The sequence below is a fragment of the Candidatus Nomurabacteria bacterium genome (assembly GCA_020632395.1).
Lineage (GTDB): Bacteria > Patescibacteriota > Dojkabacteria > SC72 > JAHDCA01 > JACKFQ01.
The window spans coordinates 40,530-60,675 of the sequence record JACKFQ010000001.1; the positions used below are offsets into that span (position 1 = coordinate 40,530).

General features: G+C 39.8%; 20 protein-coding genes and 1 tRNA gene. 12 read left to right on the top strand and 9 right to left on the bottom strand.

Annotated elements, in window-relative coordinates; all coding sequences use genetic code 11:
• The first annotated feature begins 223 nt into the window (after nt 1-223).
• Nucleotides 224-2,458 (top strand): aspartate--tRNA ligase, encoded by a 2,235-nt coding sequence (gene aspS, locus H6763_00165; protein MCB9803230.1) that lies wholly within the window; start codon nt 224-226, stop codon nt 2,456-2,458.
• A gap of 51 nt (nt 2,459-2,509) precedes the next feature.
• Nucleotides 2,510-3,472, top strand: coding sequence for a D-alanyl-D-alanine carboxypeptidase (locus tag H6763_00170; protein ID MCB9803231.1), 963 nt, complete (start codon nt 2,510-2,512; stop codon nt 3,470-3,472).
• Nucleotides 3,473-3,525: 53 nt separating this feature from the next.
• Here the strand turns inward: H6763_00170 and H6763_00175 are convergent, their stop codons facing one another.
• Entirely contained in the window at nt 3,526-4,827 is a 1,302-nt protein-coding gene (locus tag H6763_00175; protein ID MCB9803232.1) for a hypothetical protein, read from the bottom strand.
• A gap of 40 nt (nt 4,828-4,867) precedes the next feature.
• Between H6763_00175 and H6763_00180 the strand changes: the two genes are divergently transcribed.
• The 7 genes from H6763_00180 (at nt 4,868) to H6763_00210 (ending at nt 10,869) form a co-directional block, all read left to right on the top strand.
• A complete protein-coding gene (locus tag H6763_00180) occupies nt 4,868-6,472 on the top strand; it encodes a glutamate--tRNA ligase (protein ID MCB9803233.1) in 1,605 nt (534 codons plus the stop codon).
• Nucleotides 6,472-7,104 (top strand): Type 1 glutamine amidotransferase-like domain-containing protein, encoded by a 633-nt coding sequence (locus H6763_00185; protein ID MCB9803234.1) that lies wholly within the window; start codon nt 6,472-6,474, stop codon nt 7,102-7,104. The genes H6763_00180 and H6763_00185 overlap by 1 nt, the downstream gene beginning before the upstream one ends.
• Before the next feature lie 316 nt (nt 7,105-7,420).
• Nucleotides 7,421-7,491: transfer RNA gene (locus H6763_00190), tRNA-Gln, on the top strand.
• Between the two features lie 252 nt (nt 7,492-7,743).
• On the top strand, nt 7,744-8,169 hold the full coding sequence (locus H6763_00195; protein ID MCB9803235.1) for a hypothetical protein: 426 nt from the start codon (nt 7,744-7,746) through the stop codon (nt 8,167-8,169).
• 86 nt (nt 8,170-8,255) lie between these two features.
• A complete protein-coding gene (locus H6763_00200) occupies nt 8,256-9,077 on the top strand; it encodes a DUF1295 domain-containing protein (GenBank protein MCB9803236.1) in 822 nt (273 codons plus the stop codon).
• Nucleotides 9,078-9,128: 51 nt separating this feature from the next.
• Nucleotides 9,129-10,553: a deoxyribodipyrimidine photo-lyase gene (gene phrB / locus H6763_00205; protein ID MCB9803237.1), complete on the top strand. Its 1,425-nt coding sequence runs from the start codon at nt 9,129-9,131 to the stop codon at nt 10,551-10,553.
• 34 nt (nt 10,554-10,587) lie between these two features.
• Complete coding sequence (locus tag H6763_00210; protein ID MCB9803238.1) at nt 10,588-10,869, top strand: hypothetical protein; 282 nt, start codon at nt 10,588-10,590, stop codon at nt 10,867-10,869.
• Nucleotides 10,870-10,942: 73 nt separating this feature from the next.
• On the opposite strand, the gene H6763_00215 is transcribed toward H6763_00210, so the two are convergent.
• The 5 genes from H6763_00215 to H6763_00235 form a co-directional block, all read right to left on the bottom strand.
• Nucleotides 10,943-11,479 carry a hypothetical protein gene (locus H6763_00215; GenBank protein ID MCB9803239.1) on the bottom strand — a complete coding sequence of 179 codons (537 nt, stop codon included), beginning with the start codon at nt 11,477-11,479 and terminating at the stop codon, nt 10,943-10,945.
• Between the two features lie 62 nt (nt 11,480-11,541).
• Entirely contained in the window at nt 11,542-12,312 is a 771-nt protein-coding gene (locus H6763_00220; GenBank protein MCB9803240.1) for a TIGR00266 family protein, read from the bottom strand.
• An 85-nt stretch (nt 12,313-12,397) separates the two neighbouring features.
• A complete protein-coding gene (locus H6763_00225; protein ID MCB9803241.1) occupies nt 12,398-12,820 on the bottom strand; it encodes an HIT domain-containing protein in 423 nt (140 codons plus the stop codon).
• Nucleotides 12,817-13,296, bottom strand: a complete 480-nt coding sequence (locus H6763_00230; GenBank protein MCB9803242.1) for a hypothetical protein — start codon at nt 13,294-13,296, stop codon at nt 12,817-12,819. The genes H6763_00225 and H6763_00230 overlap by 4 nt, the downstream gene beginning before the upstream one ends.
• A 37-nt stretch (nt 13,297-13,333) precedes the next feature.
• Entirely contained in the window at nt 13,334-13,927 is a 594-nt protein-coding gene (locus tag H6763_00235) for a hypothetical protein (GenBank protein ID MCB9803243.1), read from the bottom strand.
• A gap of 82 nt (nt 13,928-14,009) precedes the next feature.
• Here H6763_00235 and H6763_00240 point away from each other — a divergent pair, with 82 nt between their 5' ends.
• Together H6763_00240 and H6763_00245 are read left to right on the top strand one after the other, a co-directional pair.
• Complete coding sequence (locus H6763_00240; GenBank protein MCB9803244.1) at nt 14,010-14,978, top strand: YvcK family protein; 969 nt, start codon at nt 14,010-14,012, stop codon at nt 14,976-14,978.
• A gap of 44 nt (nt 14,979-15,022) precedes the next feature.
• Nucleotides 15,023-16,426 carry an acyltransferase family protein gene (locus H6763_00245; GenBank protein MCB9803245.1) on the top strand — a complete coding sequence of 468 codons (1,404 nt, stop codon included), beginning with the start codon at nt 15,023-15,025 and terminating at the stop codon, nt 16,424-16,426.
• On the opposite strand, the gene H6763_00250 is transcribed toward H6763_00245, so the two are convergent.
• From H6763_00250 to H6763_00260, 3 genes are all read right to left on the bottom strand, one after another.
• Nucleotides 16,416-17,519 (bottom strand): hypothetical protein, encoded by a 1,104-nt coding sequence (locus tag H6763_00250; GenBank protein ID MCB9803246.1) that lies wholly within the window; start codon nt 17,517-17,519, stop codon nt 16,416-16,418. The genes H6763_00245 and H6763_00250 overlap by 11 nt on opposite strands.
• 88 nt (nt 17,520-17,607) lie before the next feature.
• Nucleotides 17,608-17,889, bottom strand: a complete 282-nt coding sequence (locus tag H6763_00255; protein MCB9803247.1) for an MFS transporter — start codon at nt 17,887-17,889, stop codon at nt 17,608-17,610.
• 3 nt (nt 17,890-17,892) lie between these two features.
• Complete coding sequence (locus H6763_00260; GenBank protein ID MCB9803248.1) at nt 17,893-18,222, bottom strand: hypothetical protein; 330 nt, start codon at nt 18,220-18,222, stop codon at nt 17,893-17,895.
• Between the two features lie 70 nt (nt 18,223-18,292).
• Here H6763_00260 and H6763_00265 point away from each other — a divergent pair, with 70 nt between their 5' ends.
• On the top strand, nt 18,293-20,050 hold the full coding sequence (locus H6763_00265) for a CapA family protein (protein MCB9803249.1): 1,758 nt from the start codon (nt 18,293-18,295) through the stop codon (nt 20,048-20,050).
• Nucleotides 20,051-20,146: the final 96 nt, after the last annotated feature.

Genomic DNA, 20,146 nt, shown 5'->3' on the forward strand with positions numbered 1-20,146 from the left:
AGGATAAACAATACTCCGACCTTTAGGTCAAAGTATTTTATCGTCCTCTGATCATCAGGGGATTTTTTCTTTTTAGATCTGAAACGCAACAGTTATACGACTTTTGGACCATTTTCTATGAGTATATCTCAACTATGGTTTAAATATCCCAAAGAGAAGGTTGAATCGAGGGATCCTATGAGTGATCGCAGTGATGTATCTTTTAAATTATCAAAAAGTAAGAATGGACAGAATATTAGCATCAAAAACAACTGAAATGGTAGGAAAAGAAGTGAAAGTGTCAGGCTGGGTCTCAACGATCAGAGATCATGGACAGCTTGTATTTATTGATCTTCGTGATTGGTCTGGACGGATCCAACTGGTCATATATCCTGATCAGGAAGAAGCATTTGAGATCGCTAAAGGTCTTGGGGCTGAGTTTGTGATCAGTGCAACAGGGATTGTCGTTGAAAGAGATAGCTCACTAGTGAACGAAAAATTAGATACAGGCAAGATCGAGATAAAAGTAGAGAAACTTGAATTGATAAACACCTCTCTACCGATACCATTTCCTTTGGACTCTGATGGACATGAACTGGATGAAAATCTAAGGTTGAAATATCGATATCTGGATCTTAGGAGGGAGCGATTGAAAGAGAATATGAAAAAGAAACATAAGCTTCTTCTTGCTGTCCGAAATTGGTTCTCTGAAAATGGTTTCACTGAAGTTATAACTCCTTTGCTAACCAGTACCTCCCCAGAGGGTGCAAGAGATTTTTATATCCCCTCAAGGATCCACCAGGGGAAGTTCTTCGTACTTCCTCAAGCACCACAGCAGTATAAACAGTTGCTCATGGTGGGCGGTGTTGATAGATACTTTCAGATAGCACCTTGCGCGAGAGATGAGGATCCAAGGGCAGATAGACATGCGGGAGTTTTCTATCAGATCGATATCGAGATCAGTTTCCCAACAATAGATATGATCTTTGGCGTTGCCCAGGAGATGATACGATCTACATATCAATCTGTAGCACCTGAAAAGAAATTGATGGAATACCCCTTCCCACGGATCCCGTATGTTGAGGTATTTGATAGATTTGGTACTGATAAACCTGATCTGAGATTTGGGATGGAGCTGAAAGACCTGACGGAATTGTTGAAAGGAAAAACTGAATTCAAGATATTTAGTGAATCAGAAACTGTCAAATGTGTTGTCGCTCAGGGATGTGGAGTTTGGAGTAGAAAAGATATCGATGAAATGGAGGTATTTGCAAAAGAGAATGGTGCAAAAGGTTTAGCATATGCCAAGGTCGTAGGTTCATCATTCAGTTCGGGTGTTTCAAAATATATCGAACCATTTGCAAAAGAGATACTTGAAATTACCAGTGCAAAGGATGGCGATATGCTTTTCTTCGTGGCTGATGATCGTGCCGTGGTAAATAAAGTTCTGGGTGCTGTAAGAAGTCGCTTAGGTGACATGCTCGGTCTTAAGGACCCGAATCTACTTGCTTTAGTATGGATAACTGACTTTCCATTTTATGAGATGGATGAGAAGAATGGGAAATTGGATTTTGGTCACAACCCTTTTTCAATGCCCAAAGGTGGTATGGCTGCTTTTGATACTGATGATCCACTTACTATCCAATCACATCAGTATGATCTAGCATTAAATGGTTATGAATTGGCATCAGGCTCCATCAGAAATCACGATCCGGAAGTGTTAGTAAAAGCATTTGAAACTGTCGGATACGATCGTGATGAGGTCATTAAAAGGTTTGGGGGCATGTTCAATGCGTTCCAGTACGGAGCACCTCCTCATGGTGGATGGGCAATAGGAGTTGATAGGATGTTCATGGTGCTAATCGATGAACCTAATATTCGCGATGTATATGCTTTCCCTAAGAACTCAAATGGTATGGATGTGATGATGAATGCGCCTAGCGAGGCTCCTGAAGCTGATCTTGATGTTCTAGGTATAGAATTGAAAGATAAGGGGTCGAAGACTGTCAAGAGGATCACAGATCGCCTAGATGCGATGAAGATCAACTACCAGTTAATGGAACATGAGCCTGTTAGGACATCTGAAGAAGCTGCAAAGATCCGCGGTACAAAATTGAGTGAAGGTGCAAAAGCTATGGTACTGCTGTCGAAAGAATACGATAATAAGTTCTACATGGTAGTTATACCTGCTGATAAGCAATTAGATCTGCAGAAAGCCTCAAAATATATAGGGGAAGAAGTTCGAGTCGCATCAGCAGAGGAGGTCGAGGGGTATACAGGAGTTAAAGTAGGAGGAGTACCACCCTTTGGAAGATTGATGGGTATGGATCTGTTCTACGATAGATCTATGTATTCAAAGGAAAGATCCGCCTTCAATTGTGGTAGGAAAGATAGATCGATCATAATTCAAACAAAAGATCTTATTCGTGCAGCTCAACCTGATAAAAAGTCAGCTGATATGGATTTTCTGGTAGATTGAGTCTCTGATTTGAATATTGAAATCTAAAAGTTGTATCATAACCATTAACTGATGGTGTACAAGATTCTTACAAATTCGTTGACCGTTTCGATCTGCCTGATGGTAGTTCTAGTTGTTGGTTTTGTGATCTCCGCATTTGATCTGAGAGATCATTATCCACTGATAATGACTTCCACAGAAACCCCAGGGAAAAGTGAAAGATCTCCCGATCTCTCAAATGTGGTTGATCCAGAGATATATCTGATGGAGGAACAGGTCGAGCAGATAAAGGAGGATCAGATTGACGCATTCTCATATGTCGCTTTTAATCCTGTGACACAACAACGCTTTGTTTCTCATAACCCTGATGAGAAAGTACCTATCGCTAGCCTGACCAAATTACTTACTGCCAAGATAGCCCTTGATACATGGGAGTTAGATGACAGATTAGTAGTAGGGGGGGGCGAATTTGATGGACTGGAGTGGACACTCGGATTAGAGGAGGGAGATGTGATGACTTTTGAAGATGTCCTAAAAGCTATGTTGGTGAGCTCATATAATGATGCAGCAGTTATGGTTGCCACAAATTATCCAGATGGGTATGGATCATTCATTGATGAAATGAATGATCGGGCGAACAAACTCGGAATGTTGGGATCCAATTTTACTAATCCTACAGGCTTACATGATGATCAGCATTATTCTACTGCCAATGACCTTGTAAAACTGGTGAAATATATCTTGGTCGATAGAAGGATCCTTGAGTACACTAATAGTTATACTGATGAAGTTGAGATCGAGAGGAACGGTGAGATCTTGAAGGTTGGGCTTCTCTCTACAAATCAGTTACTAGGTACAGATCCTTATATCAAAGGACTAAAGACTGGTTATACTAAGGAGTCTGGGCCATCATTTATCGGTTACTATGATGCTGGAGAACAGAATCAACTTGTGACTATAGTACTGAACGCAGACGAGGATAGATTTAAGACCACTGCAAACTTAGTTGACCTCCTTCGAGCTTCGTTTAGGTGATCAGTGAGTTTAGGTGATCAGTGAATTTAGCTGATCTGTGAAAGTGAGTGAGATTATTGAGTGGGGATAGGTACCTGTTTATCTCGGAGATTGTCATAATCGATAGCAGGCACATAGAAATAGAACCTGCCCGATAGACCGTTATCCAAAGATGCTTCACCGATAACTATGTAGATAGGTTGTAAGAATCTCTGTTTCTCTAAAGTATCCAGATAAGCTAGTCGTACCTGTTTGACCAACATCTTATCAACCTGTTTTGGTTGGTATGGAACTACTGTATCACCGTTCTTTTCATTTAGGTAAACCAAACTCGCCTGATTGTTAGTTATGATACTCGCAACTGTTGTTACAGGGAGTAGGGGGTATTTACCACACGGATCATTCTCTATGACCCAAGAAGTATACTCAATATCGTAAATATCGGGATTTATTGAGCCACCCCTATCTCTACGATACTCAGTACCAACATACACGGAGATATTCGATTTCTGAGTATCGAGATTTACCACTTCGGTTTTGAAATTGTAGACATCGACACGCTCCTGTCCGGTATTTACGGTAGTAGTTTCTGTTTCATAACCTTGATATTCTCTTTCCAAGCGATCTCTGATACTTTCTGCATTTTGAATATTGCCCAATATCGTAAGGAAAGGCTTGGATCTATAGAAATCTACTCGTAACAATTCCGCTTCTCCGCGTGATTTTGCCATAGAAAATGTTCCGTCTGGCTCGATGTTTATCGGTGTTACAGTTGGCTCTTCGTTTGAATAATCCTCAAGTTGCCATCCATTTGATCGTATGAAGCTCGAGGCAATAGACATAGCATCTGCATCTGTAGGAAGATCGATCTCTGCAGGCAAGGAGTTAGGATTCAAGTAGTTTATCTGAAGTTTGAAATTTAAGGTTTCTGAATCAACTGATAGGAATCTCCCAAATTCATCCTCTATCCAATAGTATTCCTTAATACCCCTCCTCCTGATGAGTTCTGGATCGAACCCTAACTTTGTAGCAATATCTTTTGCTTGGTTTTGAGCTGTTAATGAGGGACCCGGGTCATCATAAGCGTAAACATTTGCTACTAAAGGTATATTGTCATCAAGGGTTCCGGTTGGTGTATCGATCTCGATCAGCTGTTCGGAATTTGAGGCTAATGTCAATGATGGTATAGAAAGCTTGTTTTCTAAGAATTCCGTAGCTGTATCGGTACAAGCATAATCCGGAACTAATATTTCACTCTCAACATTACTATTATTGATCGAAAGGAGTAGGAAGAATAGAAGGATCAATATCCCAAAACCCCCGACAAATAGAACACTCAATCTTCTTGTCCAGTAAGCTGCTTCGGTTAATGTCATGCTACAATTCTAAGGTTTATATGCTAAAATGGCAATTATTATGAACAAACCTACTCCAACAGTAAAAAATCACCATAGATACCGTGCAGCACCAAGTCCGACCGGGAAAGTTCATATCGGAACTGTACGTGCATACCTACCAAATTTCTTGTTAGCAAGAAAAACAGGCGGAAAGAATATACTTCGTATAGAGGACACTGATACACAGAGAAATGTTCTAGGGAGTGTAGAGGCTGCATCACAAGCTATGGTAGAGGCATATGAAACTGTTGGGATAACTTTTGATGAAGGTCCTCATCTCGGTGGAGAATACGGTCCGTATATCCAATCCGAAAGATTGTCCATCTATCAGACCCACGCAGAACAATTGGTCGGGAAAGGACATGCCTACTACTGTTTCTGTTCAAAGGAAAGACTCGCAGAGGTTAGAGAGATACAGAATCAAAATAAACAGAAACCTATGTATGACGGACACTGTAGGGATATTGATCCGAACGAGGCACGAAGAAGAGTAGAGAATGGAGAACCATATGTGATCCGGATGAAATTCCCAAAGGAAGGTGTGACTATATGTCATGACCAAATTATGGGAGATGTGAAATTCAGGAATTCAGATATCGAGGATCAAGTTTTGATAAAACAAGACGGCTTCCCCACCTATCATCTCGCTGTAGTGGTTGACGATCATCTGATGAATATCACGACAGTCATCCGAGGGAATGACTGGGCACCAAGTTTTCCAAAACATGTGAAGCTTTATGAGTATTTTGGATGGGAGATACCAGAATTTGCCCATCTTCCGTTGATCTTAAACCCGGATGGAAGAAAGAAATTAAGTAAACGATATGGTGCTAACTCGATCGTTGCACGATTACGAGAAGGATATGTAAAAGAGGGGATAGTAAACTATGCGCTCCTTTGTGGATGGGCTCCAGACCCTGCTGTCGCTCACAGAGATGAGATCTATACAATGGAAGAATTGATCGAGCTATTTGATCTTTCTCGGGTTCATAATACTCCGGCTCGTTATGATCAGAAGAAATTTGACTATATCAATGCCAAACACATTAGAAGATGGAGTCTAGACGAATTTGTTGAAAGAGTGCTTGATTGGGCAGAAAATATTGTTTTAAAAGACTTTGCGATCGACCAGGTTTCAGGTTTAGAGGATAGGGAATTAGAGATCAGAGAAAAAGTAACAAAGTACCTTCCGATGTGGAGATCAGAACCAGACAAATTGAAAGCAGCGTTAGCATTAGAACAAGAGCGGATAACAATTCTTTCTGAACTACTAGACTCAACAGCCTTCTTCTTCGATGAAGATCTCAATTGGACAGATGAGGATTGGAATACTAAGAATCATGATAAAAAAGAACTCGCAGAAGCACTGCAGGGTATACTACCGAAATTAGACATCTTATTTTGTAATGAGAATGTAGCACATGAGGAGTGGGAAGCTGTAGTTCGAGGCTTTGCGGATGAACATGATTGGAAACATGGAGACATGTTCATGGCTTTACGATCCGCAATTACAGGAAGATTAAAAAGCCCACCAATCTTGGAAAGCATAGAAGCCATGGGTTGGGAGAAGACACGAAAGTTTATTGTACAGGCGATAAATTATCTTGGTCAGATGGAAATCTAATGATCGTACTTGGTGGAGGTGGAGATGAAAAAAGCGGGTATGAAGCTCATAAACACTTTTACACACTCATAGGCAAGGATAACCCGAGAATACTGTACATCCCTGTCGCTCTTGACCCCACAAAACATCCTTGGGACAGTTGTTTATCATGGATAACAAATGCTTTTTATGGATTTGGCGATATTCATTTTGATATGATCACAGAATTAGACCAGCTATCTGGTTCTGCTCTCACGCAATATGATGGCATATATATCGGTGGTGGGAACACCTATAAACTTCTCAAGATCATATACGACACAGAGGTTGATGAAGCACTACGCAATTATGAAAAGAAAGGAGTGATCTTTGGGGGGAGTGCAGGAGCGATCATAATGGGTGCAGATATCTCTACAGCTGAGACATTTGATCCAAATGAGGTTGGTTTAGATGTAACGAAAGGTTTAGATATGATTTCTGGTTATTCAGTATGGCCTCACTACACAGAAGATCATACTTCTAAAATAAAAGAATGGGTTAATGACCACCAGATCCCGGTATTAGCACTCTCTGAAGAAGATACAGCCACTCTTGCAGATGGCAAATGGTCTTTATCCGGAATTCATCCTCAACTTTTCGATCTGCAACAGTAGATCTCTCCAACACAGAACCACCACCCATACCCCAACGTATTCATAACATTATCATTGCTTTTACAGCATGACCCTCTACAAAATTCAAAACCACCTACCAATTTACAAAAGCTCTCATTTGACATTTTTCTACTTACGTCAATCTTTTACTTTCGAAATTATTTTACATCTGTAATTCATCCGTTTTTGTAACCTCCCAGCCTTCGTAATTCTTCAGCTACGGATAATTATTAGTAATTGATAGCAAGTTTCGGCATCATAGGATATAATTCTCATGTTCTACATGAGCTAGGTCTTCTACTTGGTTTATGTTCATTGCCGGGTCGTCTAATGGTAGGACGTTGGTTTCTGGCACCAATAATCGGGGTTCGAGTCCCTGCCCGGCAAGTTGATATCATGTCCTATGGACATTAAAGCAACTTGCATATATAGAACGAGAACCCTCGAGCGAAGCTCGAGCAAGGTGAGCCACTCCCGCAAGTGTCCCAAGAGCGTAGCGATTGGCAGACACTCGTGGATCCCGTAAAGCGAAGCATCGCGGTGGTCCCTCACATCCGCAGGATGGCGGGAAGTCCCTGCCCGGCTACCAGTTCTTGAGCCTAATCCTATAAATATAAGTTCACACTATAAGTTAGCGGGATGGGTAAGCAAAAAATACACCTGATCTCAAGGATCTCACTATTTCTCGTATACTTCTGGTTCGGAATACTCAAAGTCTTCTCACTCAGCCCTGCTGATGAAATAGTGCTTCATCTCCACCAAGTCACAATCCCATTCATCCCATTTGACCTCTTCTTCATAGCACTAGGTCTTTTCGAAACGCTACTAGGAATAGCATTTCTGATCCCAAAGATCACGAAATATGCGATCCCTGTAATGATGGCGCATATGTTCACAACCATGCTACCACTGCTATTGCTACCACAATACGTTTGGGATGGGTTCCTTGTACCCAACTTACTAGGGCAATACATACTCAAGAACGTAGTATTGATATCTTTAGGGTTAATGCTTTTTGTTGAAACTAGAGAAAAACAATCAATAGTATCGAAACCTCCACAATAAGCAACAAACTCAATATTACAAATATAACCCTTCATCACAGCTGTGTAATATGGTACGCTATAGTAATAAGTTAGAGGAAAGATGTGATGGTCGAACAAATCATGGGATATGACCCCTTTAATATGTTTCTGTTTCTTTCTGTAATGATCCTACTTGGGTTTTTTGTACTTCTATTCGGAGTATCAATCTTCCTGAAGAATAATAATGTGGTAGATCTCGGCTGGGGCTTAGGATTTCCATTATTGGCTTGGATGATCTATTTCTTCGATGAAAATGTAACTTCAGTACAGATGATCTTAAATACGCTTGTCACAATATGGGGTTTGAGATTGACGATATATTTAGCCATTAGAAGTTTTAAAGCCGGAGAAGATTGGCGCTATCGAAATTTGCGAAAATCGTGGTATCAAAATTACTATATTAATGCATTTCTCAAGATCTATATGCTTCAAGCGATCTCAATGTTGATAGTCACCCTCCCTTTGATCTATGTCGCCGGAATAGATAGCAACCGTATAAGCATCGTACAAGCAACATTCATCCTGATATGGACGATCGGATTCTACCTAGAGAGCCTTGCTGATCTTCAGTTATATCAATTCAAGTCAAACTCTGAAAATAATGGGAGGCTCCTTACAAAAGGAGTTTGGGGGTTATCGAGACATCCGAACTATCTTGGTGAAATGATCATGTGGTGGTCAGTAGCCATTATTTCGGTAAGTGATCTTAGTTCAATATGGGTTCTGGTCGCACCATTTTTCCTAACAATCATGATCTATAAAGTGACAGGAGTGAAGCTAATGGAGAAGAAACTGAAAGGATACGAAGGATATATTGACTATATGAGAAAAACTAGAGCGGTGCTACCAAATCTTAGACTTGGATCGCAAGAGGCTCAAGTCGCGTAATATGCCCTTCAGGAAAATTTCATCTAATTCGAATATAATTGTCACATCATGATGATTGATGAACGAAGAGTCAGACAGATCAAAGGAGCGATAGGTGAAGGATCTGGAGAGGAAAAAATGAGAGAGGAAGAAACTGGATCGAAAGTAGCGGTCGAGAAAGGGTCTGGAGTTGTTGTTTACTGGATGCGTCGAGATCAACGAGTAGATGAGAATTGGGCTTTTATACATGCTCTACAGAAGGCATTAGCATATAAAGTACCCTTAGTAGTATATTTTCAGATAATACAAAATTATCAGTATCCTTATCATAGACATTTCGATTTTATGCTACCAGGACTCGAGGAAGTTGAGCGGAGATGTCATACCCTCGGTGTCGGAACCCATATAACGATCGGAAATGGGGTTGCAGATCTCATTAGATTCTTGCAGGAAGTAGGTGCAAGTTTGTTAGTGACAGATCATACTCCACTTAGAGGACCAAGCTCTCAGATCACAAAATTACAAGATCAGGTGAATATCCCTATCCATGTTGTAGATGCACATAATGTCATACCAGTTTGGGAAACCTCAGATAAGCAGGAATATTCAGCAAGAACGATACGAGGGAAGATCTACAAACTACTTGATCAGTTCCTTGTGAAATTTCCTGAGGTCGATCAATTGGTAGCACGATCAAAACCTCCATCTTTTCAGACACGGTTCAATAAGATCGATGTTGAAGAAATTAAGTCGAAATTAGACCTAAAACCTCCTGCACCTGTGTCTTGGCTAACACCAGGATATGAAGCTGGTATGAGCAAACTAGAAGATTTCATAACTGTAAAATTAGCTAATTATGCAGAGAAGAGAAACGATCCAAACGAGGATAGCCTCTCAGATCTCTCGCCATATCTGCACTTTGGACAGATCTCAGCTCAAGAGGTAGTTAGTCAGGTTCTTGCGATCGGAAATTCTGGATCTGAAGCATTCATAGAGGAGATCCTGATAAGGAGGGAGCTTTCGGAAAACTACTGTTTTTATAATGAAAATTATGATAAATTTGCCGGATTGCCCGAATGGGGTAAAAGAACATTAGAGAAGCATTCTATGGACACTCGTGAGCATTTATATACTCTAGATGAATTAGAGCGTGGAGTGACACATGATGCTTTATGGAATTCTGCGCAGTCTCAGATGATACATACAGGTAAAATGCATGGGTATATGAGGATGTATTGGGCAAAAAAGATCCTAGAATGGACAAAAACACCTCAGGAGGCACATCGAATAGCGGTCTATCTGAATGATAAGTATGAATTGGATGGTAGAGATCCAAATGGATATACCGGAGTTGCTTGGGCTATTGGTGGATTGCACGATCGACCCTGGGTTGAGCGACAGATATTTGGAAATATCCGATATATGAATTACAATGGAGCTAAAAGGAAATTTGATGTAGATGACTACATATCCCGAAATTCGTATAATTCAAAATAATTACATATTAATCAAATAAGGAGCAGAAAACATTATGAAAAGAGGAGTGATCACTTTGTCCAAAGATGAAATAAACGAGGTTTTTAAGCGTGTAGAGATGGAAACATTCAATTCTGAAACGCTGAAGAACAAGATGACTGCAGCATTTGAGTCTGATTCTGATCAGATCTCCATCGAACTTTCTGAGGATGAGCTCGAGTTTATTTTAGATGAGATCATTATTCCTGCACCCCAATTCGATACTGAGCATACAGATACTCTGAGATCAAAGATCCAATCGATGCTAAACGGTTTCCGAGCGAGCGAAATGCATTGATCAACTACTATTGAACTTCTGCCTAAAAAGCAAAACCCTGAAAAATGGTTAAAGATAGGTGGAGATGATACTGTTAGACTGTTTCGAGACCTGTTGTTGCAGTGAATTGCTTTGCCGCGTCATCATAGCTGATACCTTGTGATACAGCCATTTCACTAACTATATGTTCTACGGAGCTTTTGATGAATTTTGTGATACTTACAGGAATTAGTCGACCTTCATTGTTTCGATAGATCTTCTCAAAATTTGCATACTGTATGATCTCTACAAAAGATGCTACTTCACCTTTCTGGTCAAGCTCTTGGATCTTGTTCATCAGTTCATTATAATCTTTGGTTTGAGGGTCTAGTGCGGGTTTTTTCTTGAGTAGTTTTATCTGTTGAAGGATATCCTCGATTGGAAGGACAGTGCGAATACCTAGCTTTCCGATATTTTGTACGGGGGTAGAGATAGTAAGCTTTTTATTTAGAAAAGAAAATTCGAAATATCGCTTAGTCTCACCAGCGAACTCGATCTTTTTCTCTTTTACTATTTGTCCTGCTCCATGTGATGGATAGAAGACTTTACTATTAACACCTATTTCCATAAGTTCGAGATGATCCCTATACATAATATCAATTATACCACAAAATAGCCGATAAATTAATGCTTTTTACGCTACTAAAAACAATGTTATCTCCCACCGCTGATTATATCCCTTATCAATCCACCTCCTACACCCGCCACACCTGTTGACTCACCGGTATTGGGAAGTATCCCTGCTGCCGTTACAACCCTATCAGCCATGCGAGAGAATGGTAGAGATTGTAAATAAACAATTCCGGGTCCTGTCAAGGTGGCTAAGAACAACCCTTCACCACCAAAGAGTGCATTTTTGAAACCTCCCACAAACTGAATGTCATAATCGACAGTTGTATTAAATGCAACTAAACAACCTGTGTCTACTTTTAGTACCTCACCCTCTGCGAGTTCTTTTCTTATGACAGTACCTCCTGCATGGATAAATGCTTGACCTGTCCCAAACAGTTTCTGGAGAATAAAGCCCTCTCCTCCGAAGAATCCGGCACCTAGACGTTTTGTAAATGCGATCTCTAGATCAACATTAGTATCTGAGCATAAATAGGAGTCTCTCTGACAGTAATACTCCCCACCAACTTCACTTAGTTCCAATAAGATGATCTTTCCGGGGTAGGGTGCTGCAAAGGCGACTTTTTGACTGATATCAGAATAATTTGTGAATTTCGTAAGGAACAAGCCCTCACCTGTAAAAGCTCTCTTGAGACCTTTCATCAATCCACCTTCCATATTTGTCTCCATTTGAATACCATTTTGCATGTATAACATACTACCTGCTTCTGACCGAACGCCCTCTTTGGGGTCAAGAACGATCTCAACAGCCTGCATATCATCACCGAAGATCTCATGTTCCAGAACTTTTGACATTTGTGTATGAAAGCGAATTTAACCTCAATCCATTGTACCCCTGATACGATATGTTGTGCAAGAAAAGTCGCGAAGATCTTGCTTGCTAATCAGATGATCTGATCTTGTCACATAACGAGAGAAGCTCATCTTCAGTCGGAGAGAGCCGTTCTTTCTCGAGTAGCTCACTTAGATTTCCTGAAAAACCAATACTTGAGTCGGGAATTATATGAAGGTGACAATGAGGAACCATCTCTCCCATTGTTAGGGAATATACATTATCAGTCTCAAAAACAACCTTTAATTTCTTAGCGATCTGATTTGCCGATGAATAGAACTCCTCCAACATCTCGTTTGGTAGATCCCAGATCCAACGATAATGCTCTCGCGGAATCAACAATGTATGCCCTGAAGAGAAAGGTCTGATATCTAGAAATGCCATGACAGTAGAGCTTTCGAAGATTGTATATGAAGAGAGTTCACCTTTTGAGATCTTGCAAAAGATACAGCTTTGATCATGATCTTTCATAACCCAAGGTCACTTTCATAAACATCATTAAAATCTCGGTCTACCTCATTAAGATCAATGAATAGCTCATCGATCTCATCGATGGTTTCTGAGAGTTCTTCATCCGGAGTAGCTGGGGTTGCTAGATCTTGATCTTGAAAATCTTGAAAATCCTCATTTGGATCGATAGTCGCAAGGTCTGTGTCGATTTCCAGCAGAATATTATCGATCATAACTTCTTCTCTAGAGATAAGTAAGTTACGGTTTAGATTTAGTGATACTGGAAATCGCTCATTGTATATGTAAGTATAAGCAAGTGCTATGGCAGAAACAATCACAATAGCTATACCAATAAACATAGCGATCATCATTCCAGAAGACATATTACTATCCTCAACCTTGATGTATTCACCGAACTCGAGTTCATCAGAACCAGTATGATCTTGTTCGATGGGCTTCTCAATCATAAGTTTCTTACTTTGTGATGATTGATCCATTCAAATAAATTTATTAGATTAGATAACATGAAGTGCTTTATTGAACGGTGTCTGGTGTGTCAGTATCTGTAGCCATCTGTTGTCTTAGCTTGATCAATTCAGGCTTAACATTTTCTTGGTAGAAGCTCCGAAGTTGAAGCATTTCCTTTTTTATATTCCTTAACTGCTCTCTGGCTTGTTCCAATGAGTTCCTCGTTCCGTCAGAGTCTTCATTACATATATTGGTTTTTGCATTTTGTATAGCAACTCCTAGCTGTTCCATTTCTTGATTGGTGTTTTGGATCTGTATCTGGAATAGATCAAGTTGTGTGCGAGCTTCTGTAGTGTCATAACCAGATTTGTCGATCTGATCAAGTACCTCGCTTATCCGACTTACCATGTTTTGATATATATATTGATGGTTCTCATGATTTCGTTGGTACCGTGATAATATTGCATCTGCTTTTAATATCGCACTTTCACATTTATAAACAGATCTCTGCTCGGTAGCATTTTCTTTCGCTGTATCTTTCTGCTCTGTTGTGGGAACTCTGTCTTTGGTGTTATTGGAACCTTGTTGAGCAGATACTGTTGCTATAGATAATGATGTTATAACTAAAGCAAATATTGCTATCTTGATTATACTTTTCATTTGAAATGGATTAAATTTAACACTTTCAATATAACATATCTTTGCTATACTTTGTCCAATATAGATAGTTTACGAACTCTTAATGAAAGTTTCAGTTATAGGTGGTGGAACCGGTAGTTCTGCAGTAATAAACGGACTCAAATCGTATCCGGATATTGATATTGATGTCATAGTCGGTATGGCTGATGATGGTGGGAGTAACGCTGTCTTGAGAGACGAATTTGGATTATTACCGTTGAGTGATATACGAAAGAGTATTATAGCCCTCTCTACACTAGAAAATAGCGATATCCTCAGATCACTTTTCACATATCGATTTTCCGAAGGAACAGGTCTAACGGGACATACATTAGGCAATCTAATAATGACAGCCCTCTCACGGATCAGCAACAGTGAGCGTAAAGCTGTGCAGGAGATGTGTGATATCTTTCAAGTAAGGGGACGTGTACTGCCTATAACATACGAAAATTATGTAATATCTGCAGAATACGACAATGGTATGATAATTCATGGTGAGCATCTGATAGATGAGCCAAGTATCCCTGAGAGAACACATATCAAGCGTTTTTGGGCTGAACCTAAAGTTTCAGCTGATGCAGAGGCGTTAGGATCCTTAGAAAATGCAGATATGATAATCATCGGTCCTGGAGATATTTATACAACGATCCTTGCAACTATGATCCCTGAAAATGTATATCAGATATTGAGGAACGCCCAGGGGAAGATCGTCTATATCACCAATATTATGAGTAAGATCGGACAGACCAGATACCTCACTCAATCTCAGATAGTTTCTATACTGGAAGGGTATATAGGAAGATCCTTCGATCATATCATCGTAAATACCGAAACCATTCCTAAACATATCATTCAGTACTATCATCAGAGTGGTGAACATTTGTTGAAAGATGACCTCGGAGAAGATGAACGAATTATCCGTAAAGAGATCATTGCTGATGAGATTTTTAAAAAAGACGATGGAGATGTCCTTGTCCGCAGTATGGTGAGACATGACGCTGATATGCTGGGCGGGGTCTTGTACAAACTATAGTCTCAAGTTATTCTTGGATAGTTTGATCTAATTAGGAAAATCGAATGAGTAAAACTTCTGAGAAAAACAGAAAGACCACAGTAAGTAGAAAGAAAGGTACAAATAGAAAGGTAGTTGAGAAACAAAGCGGTAAAACTACAGGTACTGTCAACAGTAAAGTAGGTATCACATCTAACGTTCGCACGAAGAGAGATCAGAAGATCAACAAAAAGAAGATCAAACCCGAAGGGAGTAAAGCAAAGAACAGACCGGTAAAACAGAAGAATACAAAAAGTGTTTCCACAAAAGACACAAGGACCAGAAAAAGATCTACTGTAAAGAAGATCGCTAATACAGTGAAAACACCTAATCCAAAAAAGTTGACCAAACGGACTCATAAGCCTAATTCGAAAGAAGCCTCTGTACAAAAAAATACCGTGGGAAATTCGATCAAAAAGGAAAGGTATCCAATTATCGATCTCCTCAAAGCATTTGCTGCTTTATTGGTTGTACTGATCCATGTGACATCAAGATATAAAGGAAATGGTGCGCTGATGGCGGCTTTCTATGATTATATCCATTTTTCTGTGGGGCTTTTTGTTTTAGCATCGGGTTTTTTAGCAGCGAATTCATATAGAAAGATAAGTAGTAAGACGGAGGTATGGAAATATCTTGTGAAAAAGTTCAAACGCATCGTTATCCCGTATTATGAATTTGCATTTCTGTTTGTTCTTGTCTCGGTTCTGTTCCTTGATAAAGATATTTCCAAATACCTAGGATTCGAGAGTATCAAGGATACACTCCTCTTAAGTGGAGGAGTCGGTAATAATTGGATCCCTAAGCTATTCTTCTCTTTTAGCATAATACTACTGATCGATGGGTTCTTGGCCGAGAGGGTTAAGATGTTCAGAGTACTTTTGGTTTCAATAGTATTCTCAGGAGCTACTTATCTGATGACACGAACGCTTTCTATTCCGTACATCCATTCGAACCTATTTGGTTGGACACTTATACTATACGTTGGATTCTTCATGTATAAATACAATTCCCAAAAAACACTTCTCTCAACTATTGCGCTGTCAGGATCATTATGGTTCTTGTTACGTGCAATTTATGGGTATATGGGATTGGATAGTGGAATATTCACAAATAAGTATCCTCCAGATCTGTATTTTGTATCTTACAATGTGTTCGCTTCTGCGATCGTTTGGAGTGTGGGCATGAACCTTTTACCGCTTCTTGAACGATCCAGATATCTAGTCAAGTTGATAAATTATATCTCAGCTAAATCATACGAAATATTCTTCTACCATCTTTTGATCATGGAAGTATGGAAATGGAAGGTAAATTGGTATGTTGATTGGTTCTTGATCGTGCTCATGTCACTATGTTTGGTATGGTTACTAGACCATATCAAAGCTCTTGTCATTAAGCCGTTTCAGAAAAAAGAGAAACCAACTAGATCTTGAGCGTTCTTGCTAAGAATCTTCCGATAAGATCCTCTTGTCTCTTTGCAGTTAGTCTTTCCGGGATCAGAATATCAAGGATAAGTGCAGTAATACTGACCACGAGCATGGCCAGGAGCTTCAATCTCGGGAAGAGTAGAAATACAATGATAAGAAAAGTGAAGTAGGTCACAAATTTTATTATGTCGTCCATATTTTCTTGGAAACCTCTAGTGAGGGCATGTTTAAGCACAGATTCTCTTTCCATTGCGGGATCTCCACGCCGTAATTCAGAAAAATACTGACGCGAATAAGCAAATACACGCAGAACTTGTCTTGTAACTTCTATCCCTACAGTCGCAAGAACTATATTTATTGTGACTTGCGTCATACCGTCAACAGTGAAGCCTCTTTGCATTAGATCATAACTACCTATTTGAGCCGTTAAGTGGGTGTTTAAGCTCTCAGGGAAGAAAAAGATCTTTGTACTATCCATTGTGAGGAAGAAGATGAAGAGCATTACTTCAAAAGCGTCATTAAAATAACGTGTGAATCTCTGTGAATGGCTGAGAGGTCTATCATTCTCAGGTTGCGGTCTATTTAGAAAACCTACAAAAAGCATTGTCACCGAGCTTATCATTATTGTCATGAGAGTAACATCAGAAGTCTGTCCTACAGCCTTAAAGAGATAGAGAATAAAGATATATAAGAGTATCGCTGTGACCACCGCATATATTGGTATGAAGCGCAGAAAGAAGTCAGTGATAGCTTTGAGTATCCTACGAATAGTAAGACGGACTTGCTTCATGATCTCAAGTGTCGTTAGTGACCCATTTATGACGCCTGTCAGAAGTTCTTTTGCCTGTTCCCTGAAACCTATCAATACTAATGCACTTACAATGATTAGCAGTAATGTGATCCCGATAAGAGTGTAACGGAGCACGATAAAGATCACCCTAAAAAGATCTGGTATTGTTAAAGCAAAGAGAACACATAGAAGTATGAATAACCCTACAGCTATTAGTATCAGAACACCGTTTCCATCTTGATCTGATCTTCCAACTTTTACCGGTTGGGGATCTCTAAGAACCTTTGTATTACTGTCGACTTTCTCCATACTTTCAATTAAATAACAATTACATACCTATCTGCAAAACAAGCAAATCATACCAACATCCCACACTAAATCAAGAAATATCGAAACTTCATCGTGTATCATTTAGCAATGTCAGCATACTAAGTCCTCCGATTAGAGTGAAAAGTGAAGCTACCAGAAATACATAGGAAAACGAGCCGGTTAATTCTACGAGCAATCCTCCGGCTACAGAGGCTAACGATCTTGTGATAGACAGGAACATATCAGATATAGCATAATTTTGTCCTTCTTTTCCTATGTCAACATATCTAGCAAATGTCTTGCGCCAAGCGGGTAGGTAAATTGCCGCCCCTATACCAAACAGTACATTTATCGCATATACCAAACTCACCGGTTAGACAAATTCATAACCCAAAAATGAAAAACTCATAATGAACCCACCAAGTAACATAGCGTAGATCTCATCATGATAACTTCGATTGGAATCCATATACATAGAGAATGGTATCTGTAACAACCCTCGAGTTCCAAGGTATATCGCGGAACCGGTGGCGATCGCTGCTATTGCATGCACACCAAGTCTTTCAACCAAATGGATCGCTACTATAGAATTGAACAAGAACCATCCAAACCATACAAAAGAGTCCCCAGCGGCTAATGTTCGTATCACCATATTCATTTTCAGTCCAGATAGTTGGTCCTTAAGAGATTTTCTGTTCTGCATATGCTAAAGTTATACTGTAACTATTTATATATCAAGTTAATACAACGTAAAATCATAGATTAAAGGCATTATGGTCAAAGAATTTACTGTACTGGAAAAGATCCCAGAACCACCGAAGCCAAATGTACCACGGGCGATTCTCACGGCTTTTATACTTAGTATTGTACTTACCCTCGGATATGTGATGTTCACTCACAAAGATCCTGCTACACTTCTCAGCCTATCCCTTTACAAAGATCCTATCTCAAGTATCAATTTCCCGTCATACAGTTACTATATCGATGAAAGTGTGTCCCCCCTCTTGTCAGGCGAGATCAGAACTGCTCTTGAGCAAGTCATTTGGGAAGGTAATCGTAGATATATCGAAGTAACCGCAGATAGAAAACAGGATGCAGATATCATTTTTACCTCGGAATTTCCTGAAGACTCCGATTTACCCGTAGATGATATTGAAACATTTGATATCGTAGACACTAAATACCTTCCGGTGGCATCTTTCTATGCTGTGGAGGATTCGATATTGCTTTCAGAGGTTCGAAATAAGGAGTTGTGGGCATATCCTAATGATGCAGACATGGTCACAACATTACTTGAAGCAAATTCTATATCAGATGTAGTTGTAAATGAGATAACTAACGACATGACCTTAGACGATATCCTACTTGATTCTCCCAGTAGAATAGCATTTGTTACACCAGACAGATTAGTTCCTACTGTGAAGCTTTTGTCTTTGGATGGAGGGTATTTTCTTGAAGATCATGAAGGTGTTCTCAGTTTGAACGCAATCTTTTACGCACCCGAGGGATCTGAAATTCCCACACAATTACTTAGGACAGTTCCAAAACACCTCACGGATTATCCTGTATCAGATGCTCCTATACCTGAGGATTATTTCTCGTTGCGCATGACAGGTGTCACTGCGATCAGTCGAAATCTTGCAATAAAGATCGAAAGGGCAGGGGATCCTACGTACCCGGCACAACATCTTGCCGAATTCTTAAGCTCTGCTGATATGACACATACCTCTAATGAAGTATCCTTTGTACCAGGTTGTGTACCTGAACAGAGTATGCGTTTCTGCTCTGCTTTAGACTATATAGAAACACTAAAGGTTAGCGGGATGGATATTATCGAACTCACCGGCAACCACAATAATGACTACGGCGCAGTTTATAACGTCAGTACCATCGAAATGTACGACGAATTGGGATGGGAACATTTTGGTGGTGGATCAAATATCGAAGACGCCGAAAAGATCCTTTATATAGATCAAAAAGATGGCGTCGTAGCGATGGTAGGTTACAATTACTACGATACTATGCTAGGCACAGGAGCAATAGCAGGTGAGGATCGGGCGGGAGCAAACTCATATTCAGTAGAGAAACTACAACGCGATATCATAGAAGCCAAGAAAAATGCTGACTTTGTGATAGTTGATTTCCAATTTCAGGAGTGTTATTCGTATCCAGAATCCGACGTCATCTACCCAATATGCTACAAGCCTCTACAATATCCAGACCAGAAAGCCGTTTTCAAACAAGCAATAGATCTCGGAGCTGATATGGTAGTTGGCACACAAGCACATCAACCACAAACATACGAGATATATAAGGGTAAATTGATATTTTATGGATTAGGAAATCTATATTTTGATCAGATATCATGGATCGGTACAAGACAAGGATTGATACTCACGCATTATTTTCTAAATGGTGTACATGTGCAAACCAAGATAGATACGACATTCTTAGGATTGGATATGAAACCTTATCTGACCTACGATGAAGATCGAGAGTTCTTTTTACAATTACTTGATGATGCTAGGTAAACTTAGATGATCAATAATAAAGGAAAAATTATGAAGAACCGAAAGATCAAAAGATACACGTCCGTTCTGCTATTTATTTGTTTTTTTGGTCTTGTG

Coding starts and splice junctions, on each gene's coding strand:
- aspS (MCB9803230.1), top strand. CDS start 224: ATGGACAGAATATTAGCATCAAAAACAACTGAAATGGTAGGAAAAGAA.
- H6763_00170 (MCB9803231.1), top strand. CDS start 2,510: ATGGTGTACAAGATTCTTACAAATTCGTTGACCGTTTCGATCTGCCTG.
- H6763_00175 (MCB9803232.1), bottom strand. CDS start 4,827: ATGACATTAACCGAAGCAGCTTACTGGACAAGAAGATTGAGTGTTCTA.
- H6763_00180 (MCB9803233.1), top strand. CDS start 4,868: ATGAACAAACCTACTCCAACAGTAAAAAATCACCATAGATACCGTGCA.
- H6763_00185 (MCB9803234.1), top strand. CDS start 6,472: ATGATCGTACTTGGTGGAGGTGGAGATGAAAAAAGCGGGTATGAAGCT.
- H6763_00195 (MCB9803235.1), top strand. CDS start 7,744: ATGGGTAAGCAAAAAATACACCTGATCTCAAGGATCTCACTATTTCTC.
- H6763_00200 (MCB9803236.1), top strand. CDS start 8,256: ATGGTCGAACAAATCATGGGATATGACCCCTTTAATATGTTTCTGTTT.
- phrB (MCB9803237.1), top strand. CDS start 9,129: ATGATTGATGAACGAAGAGTCAGACAGATCAAAGGAGCGATAGGTGAA.
- H6763_00210 (MCB9803238.1), top strand. CDS start 10,588: ATGAAAAGAGGAGTGATCACTTTGTCCAAAGATGAAATAAACGAGGTT.
- H6763_00215 (MCB9803239.1), bottom strand. CDS start 11,479: ATGTATAGGGATCATCTCGAACTTATGGAAATAGGTGTTAATAGTAAA.
- H6763_00220 (MCB9803240.1), bottom strand. CDS start 12,312: ATGTCAAAAGTTCTGGAACATGAGATCTTCGGTGATGATATGCAGGCT.
- H6763_00225 (MCB9803241.1), bottom strand. CDS start 12,820: ATGAAAGATCATGATCAAAGCTGTATCTTTTGCAAGATCTCAAAAGGT.
- H6763_00230 (MCB9803242.1), bottom strand. CDS start 13,296: ATGGATCAATCATCACAAAGTAAGAAACTTATGATTGAGAAGCCCATC.
- H6763_00235 (MCB9803243.1), bottom strand. CDS start 13,927: ATGAAAAGTATAATCAAGATAGCAATATTTGCTTTAGTTATAACATCA.
- H6763_00240 (MCB9803244.1), top strand. CDS start 14,010: ATGAAAGTTTCAGTTATAGGTGGTGGAACCGGTAGTTCTGCAGTAATA.
- H6763_00245 (MCB9803245.1), top strand. CDS start 15,023: ATGAGTAAAACTTCTGAGAAAAACAGAAAGACCACAGTAAGTAGAAAG.
- H6763_00250 (MCB9803246.1), bottom strand. CDS start 17,519: ATGGAGAAAGTCGACAGTAATACAAAGGTTCTTAGAGATCCCCAACCG.
- H6763_00260 (MCB9803248.1), bottom strand. CDS start 18,222: ATGCAGAACAGAAAATCTCTTAAGGACCAACTATCTGGACTGAAAATG.
- H6763_00265 (MCB9803249.1), top strand. CDS start 18,293: ATGGTCAAAGAATTTACTGTACTGGAAAAGATCCCAGAACCACCGAAG.